An 18,846-nucleotide genomic window follows, 5' to 3' on the forward strand; every position below is an offset into this window, starting at 1 on the left:
CGTCCCGGTCCGGTCATCCGTCGTCGTCACCTCCCGCGCCGGACCCCCGGCCGGTGGCGCAGATCTCGTAGGGAACCTTGTGCTCGTCGAGTTCGCGCAGCGCCTCGGGGGACGCCCCGTCGTCGACCAGCAGCAGATCGAAACGGGAGAGCGGGGCGAGCCGGTGCAGGGCGACCCGCCCCAGCTTGGAGTGGTCCAGCAGCAGCACGTTGCGGCTCGCCGAGTCGAGCATCGCCCGCTTCACGGAGACGATGTGCTGCTCCTGGTGGTAGGCGAAGCCGCCGGACACGGCGGAGGTGGAGGTGAAGCAGACGTCCACCTGGAGCGACTGCACCGCCTCCACGCACGAGACGCCGAGGAACGAGGCGTGCAGCGGGTCGAAGTCGCCGCCGAGTCCCATCAGCCGTATGCCGCGCTCCTGCGACAGCAGATTGATCGCCTCCAGGAAGTTGGTGACGACGGTCAGCGGAGTGATGGAGCGCAGCCGCCGCGCGATCTCCAGGGTGGACGTCGAGTCGTCGAGCATCACCGCCATGCCCGGTTCTACGAGCTCCAGGGCCCGTTCGGCGACGGCGGCCTTCTCGGCGCGCATCGTCTTCAGCCGGTAGGAGACGTTCGACTCGAAGACACCGGAGGGCTGGGCGGTGACACCGCCGCGGAACTTGCGGACGATGCCCTGCCGCTCCAGCTCGTCCAGATCCCGGTGGATGGTCATCAGACTGACGTCGAAGCGCTCCGCCAGTTCCGCGGCGCTCACCTCGCCCTGCGCGAGGACGTACTCGGCCATGGAAGCCTGACGGGGCGCGGGTCCCCGCTGTGGAACGTTGCTCACGTGCTGATCCTTCGTCCTGGACGTGCCGGCCGGCCGGCTCCGGGCCTGTGCTCCCGCCGGGCGGAACGGCCCCGGTACCGGACCCGGCCGTCGTCGCACGGGCGGCCGACGCCGGACGTACGGACATGCGGACGTGCGTGGGTCCGTCCGCGCGTGATCTCCACGGTCCGGCCGGGGACGGGTGGGTGGCGGTGGCGTTCACACATTGAGCCGACTGGTTAACAGAGCTTGGAACAACGGAAGTTGGCCGTCAATCCCTCGCGCAACACAAATTCTCGGTGCAGAGTGAGAAGTTCACAGAGGAGACCGATATGTGGATGGGCATCGATCTCGGCACGCAGAGCGTCCGCGCGGTGGTGGCGGGGGACCGCGGCGAGATCCTCGGCAGCGGCTCGGCACCGCTCACCGGCAGACGCGACGGCGTACGCCACGAGCAGCAGCCCCTCGACTGGTGGACGGCCGTCCGCACGGCCGCCCGCCGGGCCCTGCGCGACTGCCCGGCCCCGCGCGCACTCGCGGTCTGCGCCACCTCCGGCACCGTACTGCTCGGCGACACGGCGGGCCGTCCGCTGACCCCGGGGGTGATGTACGACGACGGGCGCGCCGCGGCGGAGGCGGTCCGGGCGGGCACCTCGCCGAGCTGGGGGCTGCCCAAGGCGATGTGGCTGCTGCGGGAGCACGGGGGAGCGGCGGGCGGCGCCGTACGGATCATGCACCAGGCCGACGTGGTCCTGGCCCGGCTCGCCGGAACGCCGCTGCCCACCGACTCCAGCCACGCCCTGAAGACCGGCTACGACCCGGAGCGGGAGGAGTGGCCGTGGCGGCGGCTCGGGAAACTGGGGCTGCCCGCCGAGCCGTTCCCGGACGTGGTGCGGCCGGGGACGCGGATCGGCGAGGTGGGGCGGGCGGCGGCCGAGGAGACCGGCATCCCGGCGGGCACGCCCCTCGTGGCCGGGATGACGGACGGGTGCGCGGCGCAGATCGCCTCGGGCGCGCTCACCGTCGGCTCCTGGAACTCGGTGCTCGGCACGACACTGGTCCTCAAGGGGGTCACCGCGTCACCGGTCGAGGACCCGGCCGGCGTCGTCTACAACCACCGCGCACCGGACGGGAGCCGGCTGCCCGGCGGGGCCTCGGGGGTCGGCGGCGGGGCGCTGACCGCCGCCTTCCCGGCCGCGGACCCGGCCCGCATGGACGCGCTGGCCCGCGCGCACGAACCGGCGCGCGTGGTGGCGTACCCCCTGGTGGCGACGGGGGAACGCTTCCCCTTCGTCGCGCCGGAGGCCACCGGGTTCCTGCTCGGCGAGCCCGCCTCCGACGCCGAGCACTGGGCGGCCCTGCTGACCGGGGTGGGCCTGGTCGAACGGCTCTGCCTCGACTACCTCGACCTGCTCGGCGCCCCGGTGCACGGCGCGCTCACGTTCACCGGCGGCGCGGTCCGCAGTGGCCACTGGAGCAGGCTGCGCGCCGACATCCTGGGCCGCCCGGTGCGCATCCCGCGGTACAGCGAGCCCGCACTCGGCATGGCCGTCCTCGCCGCGTACGGAGCGGGGGCGACGGACACCCTGCACCGGGCCGCGGGCCGGATGGTGCGGCTGCGCCACGTGCTGCGCCCCCACCCGACGCGTACGGCGTGGTACACCGGGCCGTACCTCACCCTGGTGGACGAACTGGAGCGCCGCGGCTGGCTCCCCGGCCCCGTCGCCGCCCACGCCCGTACCCGAACGGAGAATCCATGACCGGGAGCCCGGCCACCCTGCTGCTCGTCCGCCACGGGCAGACCGTCTGGCACGCGGAGAACCGCTACGCCGGCGTCAGCGACATCGCCCTCACCGACGAGGGCCGCCGCCAGGCCCGGCAACTGGGCGAGTGGGCGGCCCGCAACCCGGTCGACGCGATCTGGACGTCCACCCTCGGCCGCGCCGTCGAGACGGCGCGGCCCGCCTGCTGGGAGCTCGACCTCGTCCCCCGGCGCGAGCACGAGCTGCGCGAGTGCGACTTCGGCGAGGTGGAGGGGCGCACCCTGGCGGAGTTCGCGGCGGAGCACCCGGACCGGGCCGCGCAGTACCGCGCCGACCCGGTGGCCCACCCCTTCCCCGGGGCCGAGGACCCCCGGACGGCCGCGGCCCGGGGGACGGCGGCGCTGCGCCGGATCTCGGCCGGGCACCCGGGGCAGCGGGTGCTGGTCGTCGCGCACAACACCCTGCTGCGGCTCGTGCTGTGCGAACTGCTGTCGATCCCGCTGGGCTCCTACCGCCGGGTCTTCCCGCAGCTGCGGAACACGGCGGTGAGCGAGGTGCGGATCGGGGAGTGGGGCGGGGAACTGCTTTCCCTCAACGTCCCCTGCACCCCGGACGGCCCCGGCACCGGCCGCTGACGGACACCGCGCACCGGCCCCTGACGGACCGTGGCACCGGCCACTGCCGCACCGGGCCCCGGACGAGCCCGGCCGCCGACGGGCCGCGCCGAATGCCGGGCGGTCGGTCTCCGGACGAGCCCGGCGTCAGTCCCCGGCGGGCGCGGCCCGGCGCTGCCGCACGGCACCGATGACGATCAGCGCGGTGGTCAGGGCCCCGCTCGCCACCAGCTGGTCGCGGGTGTCGGGCCGACGCAGCATCAGGACGAAGATGCCGAGCATCGCCAGCAGCGCCACCACCGTCAGGAACGGGAAGAGCCACATCCGTACGACGAGCTTCTCCGGGGCCGAGCGCTCCAGCCGGCCGCGCAGGATCAGCTGGGAGACGGCGATGAAGATCCAGACCACCAGGATCACCGCGCCGATCATGTTGAGCAGCCAGTGGAAGACGTCGTCGGGACGCCAGTAGCTGAGCAGCACGCACAGGAAACCGAACCCGGACGAGACCAGGACGGCGGTGCGCGGAACCCCCGAGGAGATCCTGCCCAGCCGCCTCGGGCCCTGGCCCCTGGCGACCAGCGAGCAGGCCATGCGCGAGGCGCCGTAGATGTTGGCGTTCATCGCGGAGAGGAGGGCGACCAGGACGACCACGTTCATGATCTGCGCCGCGCCGTGGATGCCGAGGTGGTCCAGGGTCGCGTAGAACGGGCCGACCTTCGCGACCTTCTCGTTGTCCCAGGGGACGAGCGTGACGACGACCGCCATCGAGCCGACGTAGAAGAGCGCGATCCGCCACATCGCCGTCCGCACCGCGCCGGCCACGCCCCGCACCGGGTTCTCGGACTCGGCCGCGGCGATGGTGACGGTCTCCAGGCCGCCGTACGCGAAGACCGAGGCGAGCAGTCCGACGACCAGACCCTCGACGCCGTTCGGCATGAAGCCGCCCGCGCCGCTGAGATTGGCGGTGCCGGGCGCGTCCGTACCGGGCAGCACACCCAGGATCGCCAGCAGGCCCAGCACCAGGAAGAGCGAGATCGCCACGACCTTGAGGGCGGCGAACCAGAACTCGAACTCGCCGAACTTCTTCACCGAGGCCAGGTTCGTGCCCAGGAACACCAGCATGAACAGCGCGACCCAGATCCACTGCGGGGTGCCGGGCAGCCAGCCGGCGACGATCTTCGCGGCGCCGATGCCCTCCAGGCCGACGGCGACACAGAGCAGCACCCAGAACGCCCAGCCCACGGTGAATCCGGCCCACGGGCCGATCGCCCGCTCCGCGTGGACGGAGAAGGAACCGGAGGCCGGGTTCGCGGCCGACATCTCGCCGAGCATTCGCATCACGAGCATCACCAGCAGCCCGGAGACGGCGTACGCGATGACGATCGACGGGCCCGCGGCGGCGATGCCCTCGCCGGAGCCGACGAAGAGCCCGGCGCCGATGACGCCGCCGAGGGCGATCATCGAGAGGTGACGCTGCTTGAGCCCGTGGGTGAGGGCCGAATCGACCCCGGAGCCGGAGGAGCCGGGCGAGCCGGAGGAGTCGGAGGTGTCGATCGGGACGCCGGTGGGGGAAGGCGCGGAATTCCGGGACATGGACGAGCTCTGTTCGATAGGCGAGGCGTGGGGGGACATGCGCGGACATTCTCGGCGCGCACCCCGGGAACGAGGAACCACTGTCCGCCATCCGGGCTCAATGATCACCCAGAGTACGCGTTCGGACGCGGTGAGGTGCCGGTTCGGGCGCGACGGACTCCCCGGGCGCTCCGCACTCCCGAGATCACCCGCCTCCCGGGCGGCTTTGCGGCGGATTTGGCGGGAACCTACAGTTCCGCAAGGTCGCGCGGATCGGCGGGGCGGGAGCCTCCCCGCCCCCACCTCAGTGACGAGCATCACGCCGCCGCGTGATTGCGCGCGGACCTTTGTGTGGACCCCACCAATGCCCCGACCGCCGCTTTGTGGGCCACTGATGGTGATCGAGCGTTAACCGGTGGGCTAACGTCAGCCCCAGTCTGTCCCCACCTGCCCTCACCCCGCGGAGTCCCGATGAGCACTGCTGCCGCCCCTGCCCGTACCGGAGTGGTCCTCGCCGACCTGCTGCCCGCAGCCCGGAACCGCTACGCCGTCGACACGGCGCTGGTCCTCGGCGGTGCCGCGCTCACCGGGATCGCCGCCCAGATCGCCGTGCCGATCCCCGGCTCCCCGGTTCCGGTCACCGGTCAGACGTTCGCCGCGCTCCTCGTCGGCACCGCGCTCGGCGCCCGCCGCGGCTTCCTCTCCCTCGGGGTGTACGCCCTGGTCGGCATGGCGGGCATGCCGTGGTTCGCCGAGGCCCGGTCGGGAATGGCCTTCCCGTCGTTCGGCTACGTCCTGGGCATGCTGCTCGCCGCCGTCGTCGTCGGCGCCCTCGCCCGCCGCGGCGGCGACCGCTCGATGCTGCGCACCGCGGGCACGATGGTGCTGGGCTCCGCGATCATCTACGCGGTCGGCGTCCCGTACCTGGCGCTGTCCACCGGCATGTCGGCGAGCGCCGCGATCGCGGCGGGGCTGGTGCCGTTCCTGCTCGGCGACGCGCTGAAGGCGGCGCTGGCCATGGGCGCGCTGCCCGCGGCCTGGAAGCTCGTCGGCCGCCGCGGCTGACGCCGCCACCGCCCGTACGGGGAGGCCCGCCGGATCGCGACACGCACGCGACCGGCGGGCCTCCGCCGTGTCCGGGGGCCGGGGAAGCCCCCGGTACCCGGCCGAACCCGGCGCCCTCAGGCGTCGACGGGCGCCTTCGCGTCCGTGCCGTCGCGGCGGTTCCTGGCCTCGCGGACCAGTGAGACGGCCACCACCAGCGCCGCGACGAGCAGCGAGAGCAGCACCTGCTCGCGTCCGCCGTCGTCGGTCAGCATGTAGACCAGGACGAACGAGATCATCGCGATGGTCGCCCAGGTCAGGTACGGGAAGAGCCACATCCGCACGATCAGCTTCTCCGGCGACTCGCGCAGGATCATGCCGCGCATCCGCAGCTGCGTGAAGCAGATGACCAGCCAGACGAACAGGGCGACCGCACCGGAGGAGTTCAGCAGGAACTGGAAGACGGTGTCGGGCCACTGGTAGTTGAAGAACACGGCGACGAAGCCGAAGACGACCGAGGACAGGATGGCGGCCTGCGGCACGCCCCGCTTGTTCGTCCGGGCGAACGCCTTCGGCGCGTCCCCGCGGCCGCCGAGCGAGAAGGCCATCCGCGAGGCCGTGTAGAGACCGGAGTTCAGGCACGACAGCACGGCGGTGAGCACGATGACGTTCATGACCTGGCCGGCGTGCGGGATGCCGATGGAGTTGAGGGCGGCGACGTAACTGCCGTCCTTCACGATCGACGCGTCGTTCCACGGCAGCAGGGTGAGCACGATGAAGATCGAGCCCAGGTAGAAGACGGCGATCCGCCAGATCACGCTGTTGGTGGCCTTCTGGACGGCGCGCTGCGGGTCCTCCGACTCACCGGCGGCGAGGGTGACGATCTCGCTGCCCATGAAGGAGAAGACGACCATCAGCACACCGGTGAGGACGGCGCCCGGCCCCTGGGGGAAGAACCCGCCGGTGTCGGTGAGGTGCGCGAGACCCGCGCCCGGGTTGTCCGAGCCGGGCAGCAGCCCGAAGACGGCGAGCAGTCCGACGACCACGAAGGCGCCGATCGCCACGACCTTGATCCCGGCGAACCAGAACTCGAACTCGCCGTACGACCCGACCGAGACCAGGTTCGTCGCGGTCAGCACCACCATCACGATCAGCGCCCACGCCCATTGCGGGACACCGGGCACCCAGCCCTCCAGGATCTTGGCCCCGGCGGTGGCCTCGACGGCGAGCACCACGACCCAGAAGAACCAGTACAGCCAGCCGATCGAGAAACCGGCCCAACGGCCCAGCGCCTGGTCGGCGTAGGCGGAGAAGGAGCCCGAGCTGGGGCGGGCCGCGGCCATCTCGCCGAGCATCCGCATCACGAAGACGACCATCAGGCCGACCAGCGCGTAGGAGAGCAGGATGGCGGGTCCGGCGGCGGCGATGCCGGTGCCGGAGCCCACGAAGAGGCCCGCTCCGATGACGCCGCCGATGGCGATCATCGAGAGGTGGCGGTTCTTGAGGCCCGCCCGGAGGCCGTCGGAGGAGTCCGTGGAGTGGAGGGTGTCCGGGGTGTCCGGGGTGTCCGGGCCGTTCGGCCGGTCCGGACCGCCGGGGTGGGGGCCCGGCGCGATCGGAGTCGTCTGCGACGTCATGGATCGGGTTCCTTACGTTCTCGGGTCACGCGACACGTGCCCGGCCGCGGCAGTTGGGGTGCGGCAGCGAGTGATGCATTGAAGCCCGATGAACGACAAAAGCGGAACCCTATCCTCCGGTTCGTTGACCGGATTTTTGCCGAAGTGGCCTTGCTCACATCCGGCCCGCGCGTTTCGATCCCGCGAGGTCCGCCGCGGATTCCGGGCCGACCGGCCGGAAGGGCCCGACCCCGATGGCGCCCGCCCCGCCGGGCTCGTGCCACACTCGGATGCATGCGCGTGTACCTCGGCTCGGACCATGCCGGTTATGAACTGAAGAACCACCTCGTCGAATGGCTCACGGCCCAGGGCCACGAGGCCGTCGACTGCGGCCCCCACATCTATGACGCCCAGGACGACTACCCGCCGTTCTGCCTGCGTGCCGCCGAGCGGACGGCCGCGGACCCGGACAGCCTCGGCATCGTGATCGGCGGCTCCGGCAACGGCGAGCAGATCGCCGCGAACAAGGTCAAGGGCGTGCGTGCCGCGCTCGCCTGGAGCGAGCAGACCGCCGCCCTGGGCCGCGAGCACAACAACGCCAACGTGATCGCCATCGGCGGCCGGATGCACTCGGTGGAGGAGTCCACCAAGTTCGTCGAGGTCTTCCTCGCCACCCCGTACTCGAACGAGGAGCGTCACACCCGTCGCATCGAGATGCTGACGGCGTACGAGACGACCGGCGAGCTCCCCCCGATCCCGGCCCACCACCCGCAGCAGGGCTGACCGGCCTCCACCTCCTGTGCCGCCGGAACCCCCGGCGGCACAGCCGTTTCCGCCCGGCCGCCCCGTACCGCTGCTCCCGTGCGGCCGTTTCCGTACCGTCGGTCCCGTACCGTCGTTCTCGTACCACCGAGCCCAGTACGTCACCGAGGAGAGCCGCCGCCGTGCCCGAGGGACACACGATCCACCGCCTCGCGGCGGACCACCGGGACAGGTTCGCCGGGCGCCCCGTGCGGGTGAGCAGCCCGCAGGGCAAGTTCTCCGACAGCGCCGCGCTGCTCGACGGCCTGACCTTCACCGGCGTCGACGCCCACGGCAAGCACCTCTTCCTCGGCTTCGGGGACACCGGCTGGGTCCACATCCACCTGGGCCTGTTCGGCAAGCTCGGCTTCGGCACGGTCCCGGCCCCGCCGCCCACCGACACGGTGCGGCTGCGACTGCTGAACGACGAGCACCACGCGGACCTGCGCGGCCCCACGACGTGCGCGCTGATCACCGAGCCCGAGAAGCGCGCGATACACGACCGTCTGGGCCCGGACCCGCTGCGGAGCGACGAGGACGGCGAGCGGGCCTGGCAGCGGATCTCGCGCAGCCGGATCACCGTCGCCGCCCTGCTGATGGACCAGAAGGTCGTCGCGGGCGTCGGCAACGTCTACCGCGCGGAGGTGCTGTTCCGGCACGGGATCGACCCCTACCGCCCCGGCCGGGACCTCCGGCGCGCGGAGTGGGACGCGATCTGGGCGGACCTGGTGATGCTGATGCGCGAGGGCGTGCGGAACAACCGGATCGACACGGTCCGCCCCGAGCACACACCGGAGGCGATGGGCCGCCCGCCGCGGGTCGACGACCACGGCGGCGAGGTGTACGTGTACCGCAGGGCCCGGCAGGCCTGCCACATCTGTGGCGGCGAGATCCGCACCGCCGATCTCGCCGCCCGCAACCTCTTCTGGTGCCCGGGGTGCCAGCGGGCCTGAGACCGGACCCGCGGCCCCGGACCCGGCCCCGGTCCTAGAACCCGTGGGGCAGCCACGGCTCCACGTCCGAGGAGAACGCCGACGACGCCTCCGCCAGCGCACCGGCCCGCAGCTCCCGCACCCGGCCGGCCAGGGCCAGCGAGCGCAGCGACTCGCCGCCCAGGTACGCCGATCCCAACTCCCGTACCGAGAGCGCGAGATCGGCCGGATCGTCGGTGCGCCGGCACGACACGGCACCCTTCGCGTCGCCCGTGAGCCGCCAACGCCCCGCGTTCCAGGGGCAGAACGTGTCCTCGACCTCGAACACCACGTCCACCGGCGCCCGGTACGCCCGCGCCTCCAACGCCGCCCCCAGCTCCACCAGCCGCACGTGGAGCGAGTCCCGGATCCGGATGTTGCACCGCCGCACGTCCGACACCAGATGCAGCACCGCGTCGTCGACCGGCCGGTTCCGCGCCTCGACGGTCGACGTCAGGTCGATCTCGAAGAGGAACCGCCACAGCGCCGCGTACGCCGCCGGGTCCAGCGCCCCCAGGTCGTTCACCACCACCCGGCCCTTGGGCCCGGACAGTTCCCATTCGGGATGGATGCGATACGTCACACAGCCGACGAGCTCGCCGTCCCGCTCCGCCAGCACGTACTGCCGGGCCGAACCGCCCTGCCGCTCGTGCGCCGGGTCGACCACGGCCTTCCGCTCCCAGGCGGCATTGTGCGCGGGCGTGCCGGGGCGTGCGGCCACCAGCCGCTCGTACACGCTCGCGCACGCGGCCAGCGCCTCGTCCGGCTTCGCGTGGCGCAGCCGGACCTCGTCGGTGCCCTCCGGCACCGTCAGCCGCACCCGGTCCGTGTCGATGGTCAGGGACATCTGCCGCGAGGCCGCGCCGTACCCGAACCGGCCGTAGATCACCGGCTCGGACGCCGTCAGCACGGCGATCGGCTCGCCCAGGGCCCGGACGTCGTCCAACTGCCTGCGCATCATCGAGGTCAGCAGGCCGCGCCTGCGGTGGGTGGAGGCGACGCTCACCATCGTGACCCCGGCGGCGGGCACCAGGGCCCCGCCCGGCACGGCCAGCCGGAAGCTGAACGCCCCCGCCGTGCCCACGACGTCGTCGCCGTCCCAGATGCCGAGCGACCGCTCGTGCTCGGTCAGCTGCTCCTCCAGCTCGCGCTGCTCGGGCGGCTCCGCGACACCGCCGAATGCGAGCTCCAGGCACTCGAACCACTGGTTCCATTCGGACGGACGCAACACGCGAAGCTCTGTAGTCATGCGGCCATGGGTACCAGGGGTGCAGCCGCTGGGCGACCCAATTTCGAACGCATTGTCACAGGGGCCCCCTGCACCGGGGGCCGTCGGGTAGATAGGGTCCCCGCAATGGCACGACGCGCAGGAACAGACTCGTACCCGGCCCGATTGCGGAAATCGGCGCACCGGGCACGCATCGCGCTGCGCAGGTCCGGGGTCGACTACTTCCGCGGCGACGGGGCGGACTGGATCGCGCTGGCCGGACTGCTGCTGACCGTTCCGGTCATCACCTGCGCCACCCTGCTCTACCCGCTGTGGTGCTCACCGGCCGCCCTCGCCCTGCCGATCGTCGCGGGCGGACTGCTGCTGCGGCCCGCGAGCCTGCTGGGCCTGTACGCGACCGCCGCCACGGCCCTGATCGTGGAGTCGGTCGGGCTGGGCCCGTACGACGACGGGCCGGGCCGGGTGACCCCCGGCATCGTCCTGGTGGTCGCCGCCTGCGGTCTCTTCGGGCTGGTCGTCGCCCAGTTCCGGGCCCGGGTCGGGGTGCCGTGGCGGCGCGGCGGCACCATGCTCTTCGACCTGCGCGAACGCATCCGGGTGCAGAGCGCCCTGCCCCGGCTGCCGCAGGGCTGGCACCGCGAGATGGCGCTGCGCCCGGCGGGCGGGCAGTCCTTCTCCGGCGACTTCGTCGTGGCCGCCTGCACCAACGGCGGCCGGACCCTGGAGGCCGTGCTCACCGACGTCTCCGGCAAGGGGATGGATGCGGGCTCCCGCGCCCTCCTGCTGTCCGGGGCCTTCGGCGGGCTCCTCGGATCGCTGCCCCCGCACGGCTTCCTGCCCGCGGCCAACGGCTATCTGCTGCGCCAGGACTGGGACGAGGGCTTCGCCACCTCGATCCATCTGGTCCTGGACCTCGAATCGGGCGACTACGAACTCTTCTCGGCCGGACACCCGCCCGCCCTGCAACTCCACTCGGGCAGCGGCCAGTGGGAGGAGAAGGCGGCCGAGGGGCCGCTGCTCGGGGTGTACGACGGAGCCCAGTTCGACGCCGTGAAGGGCTCGTTGGCCCCCGGCGACGTGCTGATGCTGTTCACGGACGGTCTGGTGGAGGCGTCCGACCGCGACATCGCGGAGGGCATCGACCGGCTGACCGGCGAGGCCGACCGCTACGTCACCACGGGGTTCGAGGGCGCCGCCTGGCATCTGATCGAGGCGTGCGCCAAGGACGTCAACGACGACCGGGCGCTGCTGCTGCTCTCCCGCAGGGCCTGAGCCCGAACCGTACGCAAACGGGCCGAACCCGGCGCGCGTCAACGCGAATCGGCCCCTCACCGGATCGTGTGGGGCGACGGGAGCGGAGCAGCGGCGTACGGGAGCGGGAACGGGCGACGGGGGCGAGGGCGGGGCTGCCGGGGTGCCGCCACCGCTGCCCACGCCCCGCCCTCGTCGTCCCGGGCCGGAACTGTCCAGGCCGAGACCGCTCGGGCCAGGTCTGTTCGGGCCGGGCCCGGTCGGGTCGGGCCGGTTCAGGCCGGGACCGTGAGTTTTCCGGTCTCGGCGCCGTCACCGTCTCCGTCGTTCTCGCCCCCGCCCCGTCCGCCCGGCAGGACGCGGGCCAGCCAGTGCGACCGTCCGGCCGCCAGCGGGGAGAGGACCGCGAGGACGAGCACGTAGCCGGCGATGAACGGCGGCAGCCGCTCGTCCAGTCCCGCGCCGGCGGCCATCGTGGCGAGGATCAGCGCGAACTCGCCGCGCGCCGTCAGGGTGGTGGAGATGTTCGCCGCGGCCTGCGGGCCGAAGCCGTAGACCCGTGCGGAGACCATGCCGGAGGCGATGTTCATCGCCGCGGTCAGCACGACGGCGGCCAGTACCGGCCACATCACGCCCGGCAGGTCGCCGGGATTGATGGAGAGGCCGAAGGCGAAGAAGAAGATCGCCCCGAAGGCGTCGCGCAGCGGATGGACCAGCTTGAGGATGCGCTCGCCCGACGTCGTGCTGCCGAGCATCAGGCCCACCATGAAGGCGCCGATCGCGTCCGCGACCCCGAACCACTCGGAGACCCCCGCCACGAACACGGCGGCGCCGAGGAAGGAGATGACGAGCAGTTCGTCGTCCGAGGTGTGGATCAGCCTGCTGATGAGCTTCGTGCCGAACCGTGCGGTGAGCGCGAGCAGCAGCAGGAAGCCGAACGCCTTGCCCCCGTCGAGCACCGCGGCGCCGAGGCTGTCCGAGCGCGACAGGATCGGCTGCAGGGCGGCGAGGTAGAGGGCGAGGAAGACGTCGTCGACGACGATGATGCCGAGGATCGTCCTGGTCTCCGGGCTGGCCAGGCGCTTCGTGTCGACCAGGATCTTGGTCACGATGGCCGAGGAGGAGATGCCGATGACCCCGGCCAGGACGAGGGCCTCCGAGGTGCCCCAGCCCAGGGCGAAGCCGAAGGCGAGCCCGGCGCCGACGTTCAGCGCCAGATAGACGGAGCCCGCGATGAGCATCTTGCGCCCGCCGGCCTTGAGGTCGTCGAGGTGGAACTCGAGACCGAGGTAGAAGAGCAGCAGCACCAGGCCGAGCGCGGAGAGCATCTCCAGGTCGTGCGGGTCGGCGACGAGCACGATGCCGGGCGTGTGCGGGCCGAGCAGGATTCCGGCCAGGATGAACAGGGGGATGGTCGGCAGCCCGATGCGGCTGCCGAAGCGGGCGAGGACGGCGGCGGCGAGGAAGGCGCCGCCCATGGCGAGGAGCGTGTCTGCGTGTCCGATGAGCCTGATCCTTCGTTTGGTCAAGAGAACGTCAAGAAGTCGTCAGTAATTAGTTTACCGAACGATTGACGTCGAAACTATGCCCCCTCGTAGAGCCGGGCCGCCCGCTCCCACTGCCCCGGGACCGCTCACCCCACGCACCACCTGGGGTTTTCCCCACCCCCGATCCGCCAGCAGCCGCCATGTTCCGGGACCACCCCCGATCCATAGGTTCGAAGCACGGCCGAAGAAGCGGCCGGCGAGCATGGAGAGGCGGACATCATGGGGCTGCGAGGCACCGGGCAGCGGGCGCAGGACAGGCAGTACACGACGGGCATCCACCAGGAGTCCGGGCCTTCGGACCTCGCGGTCGAACTGCGCGGTGTCCGCAGGCAGTACGGCCGGGGCGGCTCAGCCGTCCACGCGCTGCGGGGCATCGACCTGGCCCTCCCGCGCGCCTCCTTCACCGCCGTCATGGGTCCCTCCGGCTCCGGGAAGTCGACCTTCCTCCAGTGCGCGGCCGGGCTCGACCGCCCCACCGAGGGCTCCGTACGCCTCGGCGGCACCGAGATCACCGGCATGAGCGAGAACCGGCTCACCGAACTGCGCCGCACCCGCCTCGGCTTCGTCTTCCAGTCCTTCAACCTGCTCCCGTCCCTGACGGTCGAGCAGAACGTCGTCCTCCCCATGCGCCTGGCCGGACAGCGCCCCCGTTCCGCCCGGGGCCGCCGCGACGCGGCCGAGATGCTCGCCCGGGTCGGCCTCGGCGACAAGGGCCGGCGCCGCCCCGGCCAGCTCTCCGGCGGCCAGCAGCAGCGCGTCGCCGTCGCCCGCGCCCTGGTCACCCGCCCCGACGTGGTCTTCGCCGACGAACCGACCGGCGCCCTCGACACCACCACGGCCGCCGAGATCCTCGCCCTGCTCCGCGACGCGGTGGACGGCCTCGGCGCCACCGTCGTCATGGTCACCCACGACCCGGCCGCAGCCGCCTACGCCGACCAGGTGCTCTTCCTCGCCGACGGCGCGATCGCGGACCGCCTGCCGCGCGCCGACGCAGCCCGGATCGCCGCCCGGATGACCGCGCTGACCGCCCGCACCACCCGCACCACCCCCGTTCACGCAGGAGCAGCAGCCTGATGTCCCTCGTCCCCAACGGCCTCGCCCGCGCGGCCGTCCGCTTCAAACCCTCGTCGTTCGTCGGGACGTTCGTCGCGCTCCTGCTGGCCGCGGCCATCGTCTCCGCCTGCGGCATCCTGCTGGAGACCGGCCTGCGCGCCAGTGTGCCCGCCGAGCGCTACGCGAAGGCCCCCGTGGTGGTGGCCGCCGACCAGCAGATCCACCTGAAGTTCGGCGCCGACGATCCGGACACGCCCGTGACCGTCCCGGACACCGCCCGGCTGCCCCTGTCCCTGGTCGACCGGGCCGCGACGGCCCCCGGCGCGGCCACCGCGATCGGCGACGTCACCTACTCCGTGCGCCGGGACGGCACCCCGCTCACCGCCCACGGCTGGGGCTCCGCCGTCCTCACCGGCACCCGGCCGGTCACCGGCGAGGCCCCCCGGACCGGCGAGGTCGTCGTCCCCGCCGGCACCGGGGCCGAGGTCGGCGACAGGATCGCCCTCGATACCCCCGCAGGCCTGCGCACGTTCCAGGTCTCGGGCACCACCGCCCCCGGCACCACCGTCTGGTTCGCCGACCGGCAGGCCGTACAGCTCTCCGGACACCCCGGCCGGGTCGACGCCGTCGCCGTGCTCGCCGAACGGGGCACCTCCGCCGACACCCTCGCCGACCAGGTGCGCAAGGCCGTCGGCCACACCGCCACCGCCCAGGTCCACACCGGCGACGACCGGGGCGCCGCCGAGACCCCGGCCCTCGCGGGCGCCAAGGACCTCCTCGTCGGCCTCGGCGGCTCCTTCGGCGGCGTCGCCACCATGGTCGCCGTCTTCACCGCCGCCGGTACGGTCGCCCTCTCCGTCGGCCAGCGCGGCCGCGAGTTCGCCCTGCTGCGCGCCATCGGCGCCACCCCGCGCCAGCTGCGCCGCAGCATCGCCGCGGAATCCCTGCTCGTCGCCCCGCTCGCCGGAGCGCTCGGCTGCCTGCCCGGAACCGCCCTGGCCACCTGGTGGTTCGGCCGGCTCCAGGAGCGGGGAGCCATTCCCGACGCCGTCGTCCTGCACGTCTCCCCGCTGCCCCTGGCCGTCGCCGTCCTCGTCACCATGGCCACCGCACTGGGCGCCGGCTACCTCGCCGCGCGCCGCCCCGCGAAGATGAAGCCGGGCCTCGCCCTCGCCCAGACGGCCGTGGAACGCGCCCCGTTCGGCGTGATCCGCACCCCGCTCGGCATCGTGGCCCTCATCGGCGGCGTGGCCCTCGCCGCAGTCGCCGCCGCCACCTCCGGAACGGACTCGGCGAACGCGGCCCTGGGCGTCGTCATGCTCTTCATGGTCGCCGTCGGACTGCTCGGCCCGGTCATCGCCCGGATCTGCGCCGCCGTCATCGGACTGCCGCTGCGCGCCGCCGGGGCGTCCGGCTCGCTGGCCGCCGCCAACTCCCTCACCAACTCCCGCCGACTGGCCTCCGCGATCACCCCGATCGTGCTCGCGATGGCCTTCTCGTCGACGCTCGTCTTCATGCACACCAGCGAGGAACGGGTCACCGCGCACCAGCAGCGCGACGCGGTCGTCGCCGACCACGTCGTCTCCGCCCCGGCGGGACTCGCCTCCGACGCGACCGAACGGGCCGCCGCCACCCCCGGCGTCTCCACCGCCGTCGGACTGCTCCGCAGCTCCGTCCTGGTGCCCGGCGGATCGAGCGACCCGATGCTCCAGAGCGCCTCCGCGCAGGGCGTCATCGGCACCGGCAGGGAACTCTCCGAGGTGCAGGACCTCGACGTCAGGAGCGGGTCCCTCGCCGCCCTGCGGCCCGGAACCGTCGCCGTCGACACCACGCTCGCCCAATCGCTCGACCTGAACCCCGGCGACCGGCTCGCCCTGCGGATGCCGGACGGCACCAAGGCCTCCTCGAAGGTCGTCGCGGTCTACGGCCGGGGCCTCGGCACCAGCCTCGTCACCCTGCCCGCGGCCGACCTGAAGGCCCATGTGACCTCGCCGTACGCCTCCGACCTGCTGGTGCGCGCCACCCCCGCCGCCGCGCGGAAGCTCACCGCGCTCGGCACCGTCTCCGACCGCTCCGGCTACGCCGCGGCCCAGGACGAGAACCGCGAACTCAACGCCTGGGCCAACACCACCATGGCCTCGGTCCTCGGCGGGTTCGCCGGGATCGCCGCCGTCAACACCCTCGTGATGACCGTCCTCGACCGCCGCCGCGAACTGACCGTGCTCCGGCTGGTCGGCTCCACCCGCCGCCAGGTCATGGGCATGATCCGCTGGGAGGCGCTGCTGGTCACGGTCGCCGGAGCCGCGCTCGGCACCGGAATCGCCCTGGCCACCCTCGTCCCGATGATGAAGGGCCTGACCGGCGAGTCCCCGTACATCCCGCCGCTGCTCTACGGGTCCTTCGTCGCCGCGATCGTCGGACTCGGCCTCGTCGCCACCACGGTCCCGGCCAGGGCGGCCCTGCGCAGGACGGCCGCCCGTCCGTAGAGTCGGTCCATGACCACCCCACGCAGCGAGCTGACCCTGGCCGAAGTCGAGGCGATCGCCCGCGAGGCCCACGCCGGGCAACGGGACAAGGCGGGGCGCCCGTACACCGAACACCTCGCGGCCGTCGCCGAGGGCGTACGGACCAGGGGCGGCAGCGACGAACAGATCGCCGCGGCCTGGCTGCACGACGCGGTCGAGGACGACGCGCTGTCGGCGCAATGGCTGGCCGCCGCCGCACTGCCGCAGTCGGTCAAGGACATGGTCCTCGCCGTCACCAAAAGGGGCGGCGAGGACCTCGCCGCGTACACCCGGCGCATCCTCGACACCCCGGGCGCCCTGCTGGTCAAGGAGTCCGACCTGGCGCACAACGCCGACCCGGTCCGCCTCGCCGTCCTGGAACCGGCCACCCGTACCCGGCTGACCGAGAAATATGCGCGGGTACGGAAGCTGCTCGGGCTCACCCCGGCCGAACGGCCCGGCGAGCAATCGGTTCAAGCCAACACGGCGCGAGACTGACCCCGGCGCCGGAGCCCCGAGGTCGGGGCGCCGGCCCCGGGGCCGAGGGCTCGCTGTCAGAGCCTGGCCGAATCCCTGCGGAACGCCCAGTTCATGTCCGGTTCCGTCACGACGCGCAGCGCCCGCCGCACCGGCGGCGTGCACATCACCGTCACCGCCCCGGCCGCGACCACGGAGACGAGGATCAGGCCACCGGGCGCCGCGAGCCACCCGTAGACGTCGAACACCCCGGCGTAGTCGGCGCCCTTGATCAGGAAGCCGTGCAGCAGGTAGCCGCAGATCGTGCCGGCGCCGAGCACCGTGAACCACGTGTGGCGGCGCGGCACCCAGGACAGGAACCCGATGGTGAGCAGCAGCGCGCAGCCGAACATCACCAGCGTCATCACGGCACCGGACCACCACGGGGCGCCCATCTCCTGCGCGCTGTTGCTGCGGTAGAACCAGCCCAGCTGCATCCGCGGCGCAGCCCAGTACGCGACCAGCAGGGCCGTGGCGAACAGCGGGACCGCGAACATCCGCACCTCGCGCCGGCGCACCGCGTGGAAGTGCTCGGGCCGCAGCCGCAGCCCCAGCACGAAGAACGGAAGGAACTGCAGGACGCGCTGGAGGTCGAGGTCGTTGCCGATCGTCGGGGAGAAGGAGGCGAGCACCGCGATGCCGAGCGCGACCGGCAGCGGGTGGCGCAGCGCCTGCCACAGGGGCGTGGTGATCCGCCAGACGAACAGCGCGATCAGGAACCAGGTGAGGTACCAGGGGTCGATCAGACTGATCGGCTGGTCCGGCGAGTCGTCCGCGTACCGCTTGAACAGCGAGTACGCGGTCTCGAACACCACGTAGGGCACGGCGACGCCGGTGATCAGGCGCCTCACCTTGGCGGCGGACATGTCGAAGGAGCGGGAGAAGTAGCCGGAGACGATGATGAACGCCGGCATGTGGAAGGCGTACGCCACCATGTACAGCGCGCGGGCGGTCCGGCTGCCCTCCATCACCGGTTCCCACGAGTGCGCCACCGCGACGAGCACGATGGCCAGGTATTTGACGTTGTCGAAGTAGGCGTCGCGCTTCTTCGCCGACGGGGGCGCCGACGGCTTGTTCGCCACCGGTGAGGGCGCCGCGGTGGCCGTCGTCGTCCCTCGGTTTCTGGGCTCCGACTCCCGGGTCGCCGATGGGAGCGGGGCCCTCTGAAATGCGTTCGGAGCGTGGAACATCTCATGCACCTTAGACGCCTCGATTGCAATTCGTAAAACCGCTCGTGGATATCTCGCGTTCCCGCCCAATCGAAAGTGAAACCACCGTCAACCGCCCGCTATGCGCCGATTCATCCACCTTAAATGGGGCATATCGCCAGGCTGTTGAGAGTCGTTAATTTCATCGCACTCGAACCTTGGAATTGCATGTGAATAAAGTGTGGGGATATGGAAACCATCACATTGCAGGGCTTGTCGGGCCGGATTGTTCACAGCCCGCCCACAGGTGGACGGGGTCTGCGGTGACCTCTGTGCGACCCGCTGTGCAGCCGTGCGCCCCTGGCGCGCGCGGGGCGCAAGGATGGCGCGATCTCGTCAGTCCGACC

At 72.4% G+C, this 18,846-nt stretch carries 15 protein-coding genes; 9 read left to right on the forward strand and 6 right to left on the reverse strand.

The window, feature by feature from the left end:
- Positions 1-13: 13 nt before the first annotated feature.
- On the reverse strand, positions 14-787 hold the full coding sequence (locus ACWCXX_RS00405) for a DeoR/GlpR family DNA-binding transcription regulator (RefSeq protein ID WP_451123516.1): 774 nt from the start codon (positions 785-787) through the stop codon (positions 14-16).
- A 356-nt stretch (positions 788-1,143) separates the two neighbouring features.
- Here ACWCXX_RS00405 and ACWCXX_RS00410 point away from each other — a divergent pair, with 356 nt between their 5' ends.
- Together ACWCXX_RS00410 and ACWCXX_RS00415 are read left to right on the forward strand one after the other, a co-directional pair.
- Positions 1,144-2,571: an FGGY-family carbohydrate kinase gene (locus ACWCXX_RS00410; protein WP_451123518.1), complete on the forward strand. Its 1,428-nt coding sequence runs from the start codon at positions 1,144-1,146 to the stop codon at positions 2,569-2,571.
- Positions 2,568-3,209, forward strand: a complete 642-nt coding sequence (locus ACWCXX_RS00415) for a histidine phosphatase family protein (RefSeq protein WP_451122693.1) — start codon at positions 2,568-2,570, stop codon at positions 3,207-3,209. Before ACWCXX_RS00410 ends, ACWCXX_RS00415 begins: the two co-directional genes overlap by 4 nt.
- 126 nt (positions 3,210-3,335) lie before the next feature.
- Here ACWCXX_RS00415 and ACWCXX_RS00420 read toward each other — a convergent pair whose 3' ends face one another.
- Complete coding sequence (locus ACWCXX_RS00420) at positions 3,336-4,781, reverse strand: amino acid permease (protein ID WP_451122708.1); 1,446 nt, start codon at positions 4,779-4,781, stop codon at positions 3,336-3,338.
- A 450-nt stretch (positions 4,782-5,231) separates the two neighbouring features.
- Between ACWCXX_RS00420 and ACWCXX_RS00425 the strand changes: the two genes are divergently transcribed.
- Positions 5,232-5,825: a biotin transporter BioY gene (locus ACWCXX_RS00425; RefSeq protein ID WP_148835189.1), complete on the forward strand. Its 594-nt coding sequence runs from the start codon at positions 5,232-5,234 to the stop codon at positions 5,823-5,825.
- A gap of 116 nt (positions 5,826-5,941) precedes the next feature.
- Here ACWCXX_RS00425 and ACWCXX_RS00430 read toward each other — a convergent pair whose 3' ends face one another.
- Entirely contained in the window at positions 5,942-7,441 is a 1,500-nt protein-coding gene (locus ACWCXX_RS00430; RefSeq protein ID WP_451122760.1) for an amino acid permease, read from the reverse strand.
- 273 nt (positions 7,442-7,714) lie between these two features.
- Between ACWCXX_RS00430 and ACWCXX_RS00435 the strand changes: the two genes are divergently transcribed.
- Positions 7,715-8,203: a ribose-5-phosphate isomerase gene (locus tag ACWCXX_RS00435; protein ID WP_148835186.1), complete on the forward strand. Its 489-nt coding sequence runs from the start codon at positions 7,715-7,717 to the stop codon at positions 8,201-8,203.
- Positions 8,204-8,364: 161 nt separating this feature from the next.
- Entirely contained in the window at positions 8,365-9,174 is an 810-nt protein-coding gene (locus ACWCXX_RS00440; RefSeq protein ID WP_451122762.1) for an Fpg/Nei family DNA glycosylase, read from the forward strand.
- Between the two features lie 34 nt (positions 9,175-9,208).
- On the opposite strand, the gene ACWCXX_RS00445 is transcribed toward ACWCXX_RS00440, so the two are convergent.
- Positions 9,209-10,441: a GNAT family N-acetyltransferase gene (locus ACWCXX_RS00445; protein WP_451122764.1), complete on the reverse strand. Its 1,233-nt coding sequence runs from the start codon at positions 10,439-10,441 to the stop codon at positions 9,209-9,211.
- A 105-nt stretch (positions 10,442-10,546) separates the two neighbouring features.
- Between ACWCXX_RS00445 and ACWCXX_RS00450 the strand changes: the two genes are divergently transcribed.
- Positions 10,547-11,692 (forward strand): PP2C family protein-serine/threonine phosphatase, encoded by a 1,146-nt coding sequence (locus ACWCXX_RS00450; RefSeq protein ID WP_451122766.1) that lies wholly within the window; start codon positions 10,547-10,549, stop codon positions 11,690-11,692.
- Between the two features lie 254 nt (positions 11,693-11,946).
- Here the strand turns inward: ACWCXX_RS00450 and ACWCXX_RS00455 are convergent, their stop codons facing one another.
- Complete coding sequence (locus ACWCXX_RS00455) at positions 11,947-13,149, reverse strand: cation:proton antiporter (protein ID WP_451123520.1); 1,203 nt, start codon at positions 13,147-13,149, stop codon at positions 11,947-11,949.
- Positions 13,150-13,437: 288 nt separating this feature from the next.
- Here ACWCXX_RS00455 and ACWCXX_RS00460 point away from each other — a divergent pair, with 288 nt between their 5' ends.
- The 3 genes from ACWCXX_RS00460 to ACWCXX_RS00470 are packed head-to-tail and all read left to right on the forward strand — an operon-like array spanning position 13,438 to position 17,273.
- The gene (locus ACWCXX_RS00460; protein ID WP_451122768.1) at positions 13,438-14,292 is read left to right on the forward strand and encodes an ABC transporter ATP-binding protein; all 855 of its coding nucleotides are present in this window, start codon (positions 13,438-13,440) and stop codon (positions 14,290-14,292) included.
- Positions 14,292-16,757 (forward strand): ABC transporter permease, encoded by a 2,466-nt coding sequence (locus tag ACWCXX_RS00465; protein ID WP_451122770.1) that lies wholly within the window; start codon positions 14,292-14,294, stop codon positions 16,755-16,757. Before ACWCXX_RS00460 ends, ACWCXX_RS00465 begins: the two co-directional genes overlap by 1 nt.
- Positions 16,758-16,766: 9 nt before the next feature.
- The gene (locus ACWCXX_RS00470; RefSeq protein ID WP_451122772.1) at positions 16,767-17,273 is read left to right on the forward strand and encodes an HD domain-containing protein; all 507 of its coding nucleotides are present in this window, start codon (positions 16,767-16,769) and stop codon (positions 17,271-17,273) included.
- A 56-nt stretch (positions 17,274-17,329) separates the two neighbouring features.
- Here the strand turns inward: ACWCXX_RS00470 and ACWCXX_RS00475 are convergent, their stop codons facing one another.
- On the reverse strand, positions 17,330-18,481 hold the full coding sequence (locus tag ACWCXX_RS00475) for an acyltransferase family protein (RefSeq protein ID WP_451122774.1): 1,152 nt from the start codon (positions 18,479-18,481) through the stop codon (positions 17,330-17,332).
- Positions 18,482-18,846: the final 365 nt, after the last annotated feature.

Source organism: Streptomyces sp. NPDC001732 (assembly GCF_053596315.1).

Excerpts from the sequence above, each read along its gene's own strand:
- ACWCXX_RS00455 (WP_451123520.1), bottom strand. The coding sequence starts at position 13,149 with ATGGGCGGCGCCTTCCTCGCCGCCGCCGTCCTCGCCCGCTTCGGCAGC.
- ACWCXX_RS00475 (WP_451122774.1), bottom strand. The coding sequence starts at position 18,481 with ATGTTCCACGCTCCGAACGCATTTCAGAGGGCCCCGCTCCCATCGGCG.
- ACWCXX_RS00445 (WP_451122764.1), bottom strand. The coding sequence starts at position 10,441 with ATGACTACAGAGCTTCGCGTGTTGCGTCCGTCCGAATGGAACCAGTGG.
- ACWCXX_RS00470 (WP_451122772.1), top strand. The coding sequence starts at position 16,767 with ATGACCACCCCACGCAGCGAGCTGACCCTGGCCGAAGTCGAGGCGATC.
- ACWCXX_RS00415 (WP_451122693.1), top strand. The coding sequence starts at position 2,568 with ATGACCGGGAGCCCGGCCACCCTGCTGCTCGTCCGCCACGGGCAGACC.
- ACWCXX_RS00430 (WP_451122760.1), bottom strand. The coding sequence starts at position 7,441 with ATGACGTCGCAGACGACTCCGATCGCGCCGGGCCCCCACCCCGGCGGT.
- ACWCXX_RS00450 (WP_451122766.1), top strand. The coding sequence starts at position 10,547 with ATGGCACGACGCGCAGGAACAGACTCGTACCCGGCCCGATTGCGGAAA.
- ACWCXX_RS00460 (WP_451122768.1), top strand. The coding sequence starts at position 13,438 with ATGGGGCTGCGAGGCACCGGGCAGCGGGCGCAGGACAGGCAGTACACG.
- ACWCXX_RS00435 (WP_148835186.1), top strand. The coding sequence starts at position 7,715 with ATGCGCGTGTACCTCGGCTCGGACCATGCCGGTTATGAACTGAAGAAC.
- ACWCXX_RS00420 (WP_451122708.1), bottom strand. The coding sequence starts at position 4,781 with ATGTCCCGGAATTCCGCGCCTTCCCCCACCGGCGTCCCGATCGACACC.
- ACWCXX_RS00425 (WP_148835189.1), top strand. The coding sequence starts at position 5,232 with ATGAGCACTGCTGCCGCCCCTGCCCGTACCGGAGTGGTCCTCGCCGAC.
- ACWCXX_RS00465 (WP_451122770.1), top strand. The coding sequence starts at position 14,292 with ATGTCCCTCGTCCCCAACGGCCTCGCCCGCGCGGCCGTCCGCTTCAAA.
- ACWCXX_RS00405 (WP_451123516.1), bottom strand. The coding sequence starts at position 787 with ATGGCCGAGTACGTCCTCGCGCAGGGCGAGGTGAGCGCCGCGGAACTG.
- ACWCXX_RS00410 (WP_451123518.1), top strand. The coding sequence starts at position 1,144 with ATGTGGATGGGCATCGATCTCGGCACGCAGAGCGTCCGCGCGGTGGTG.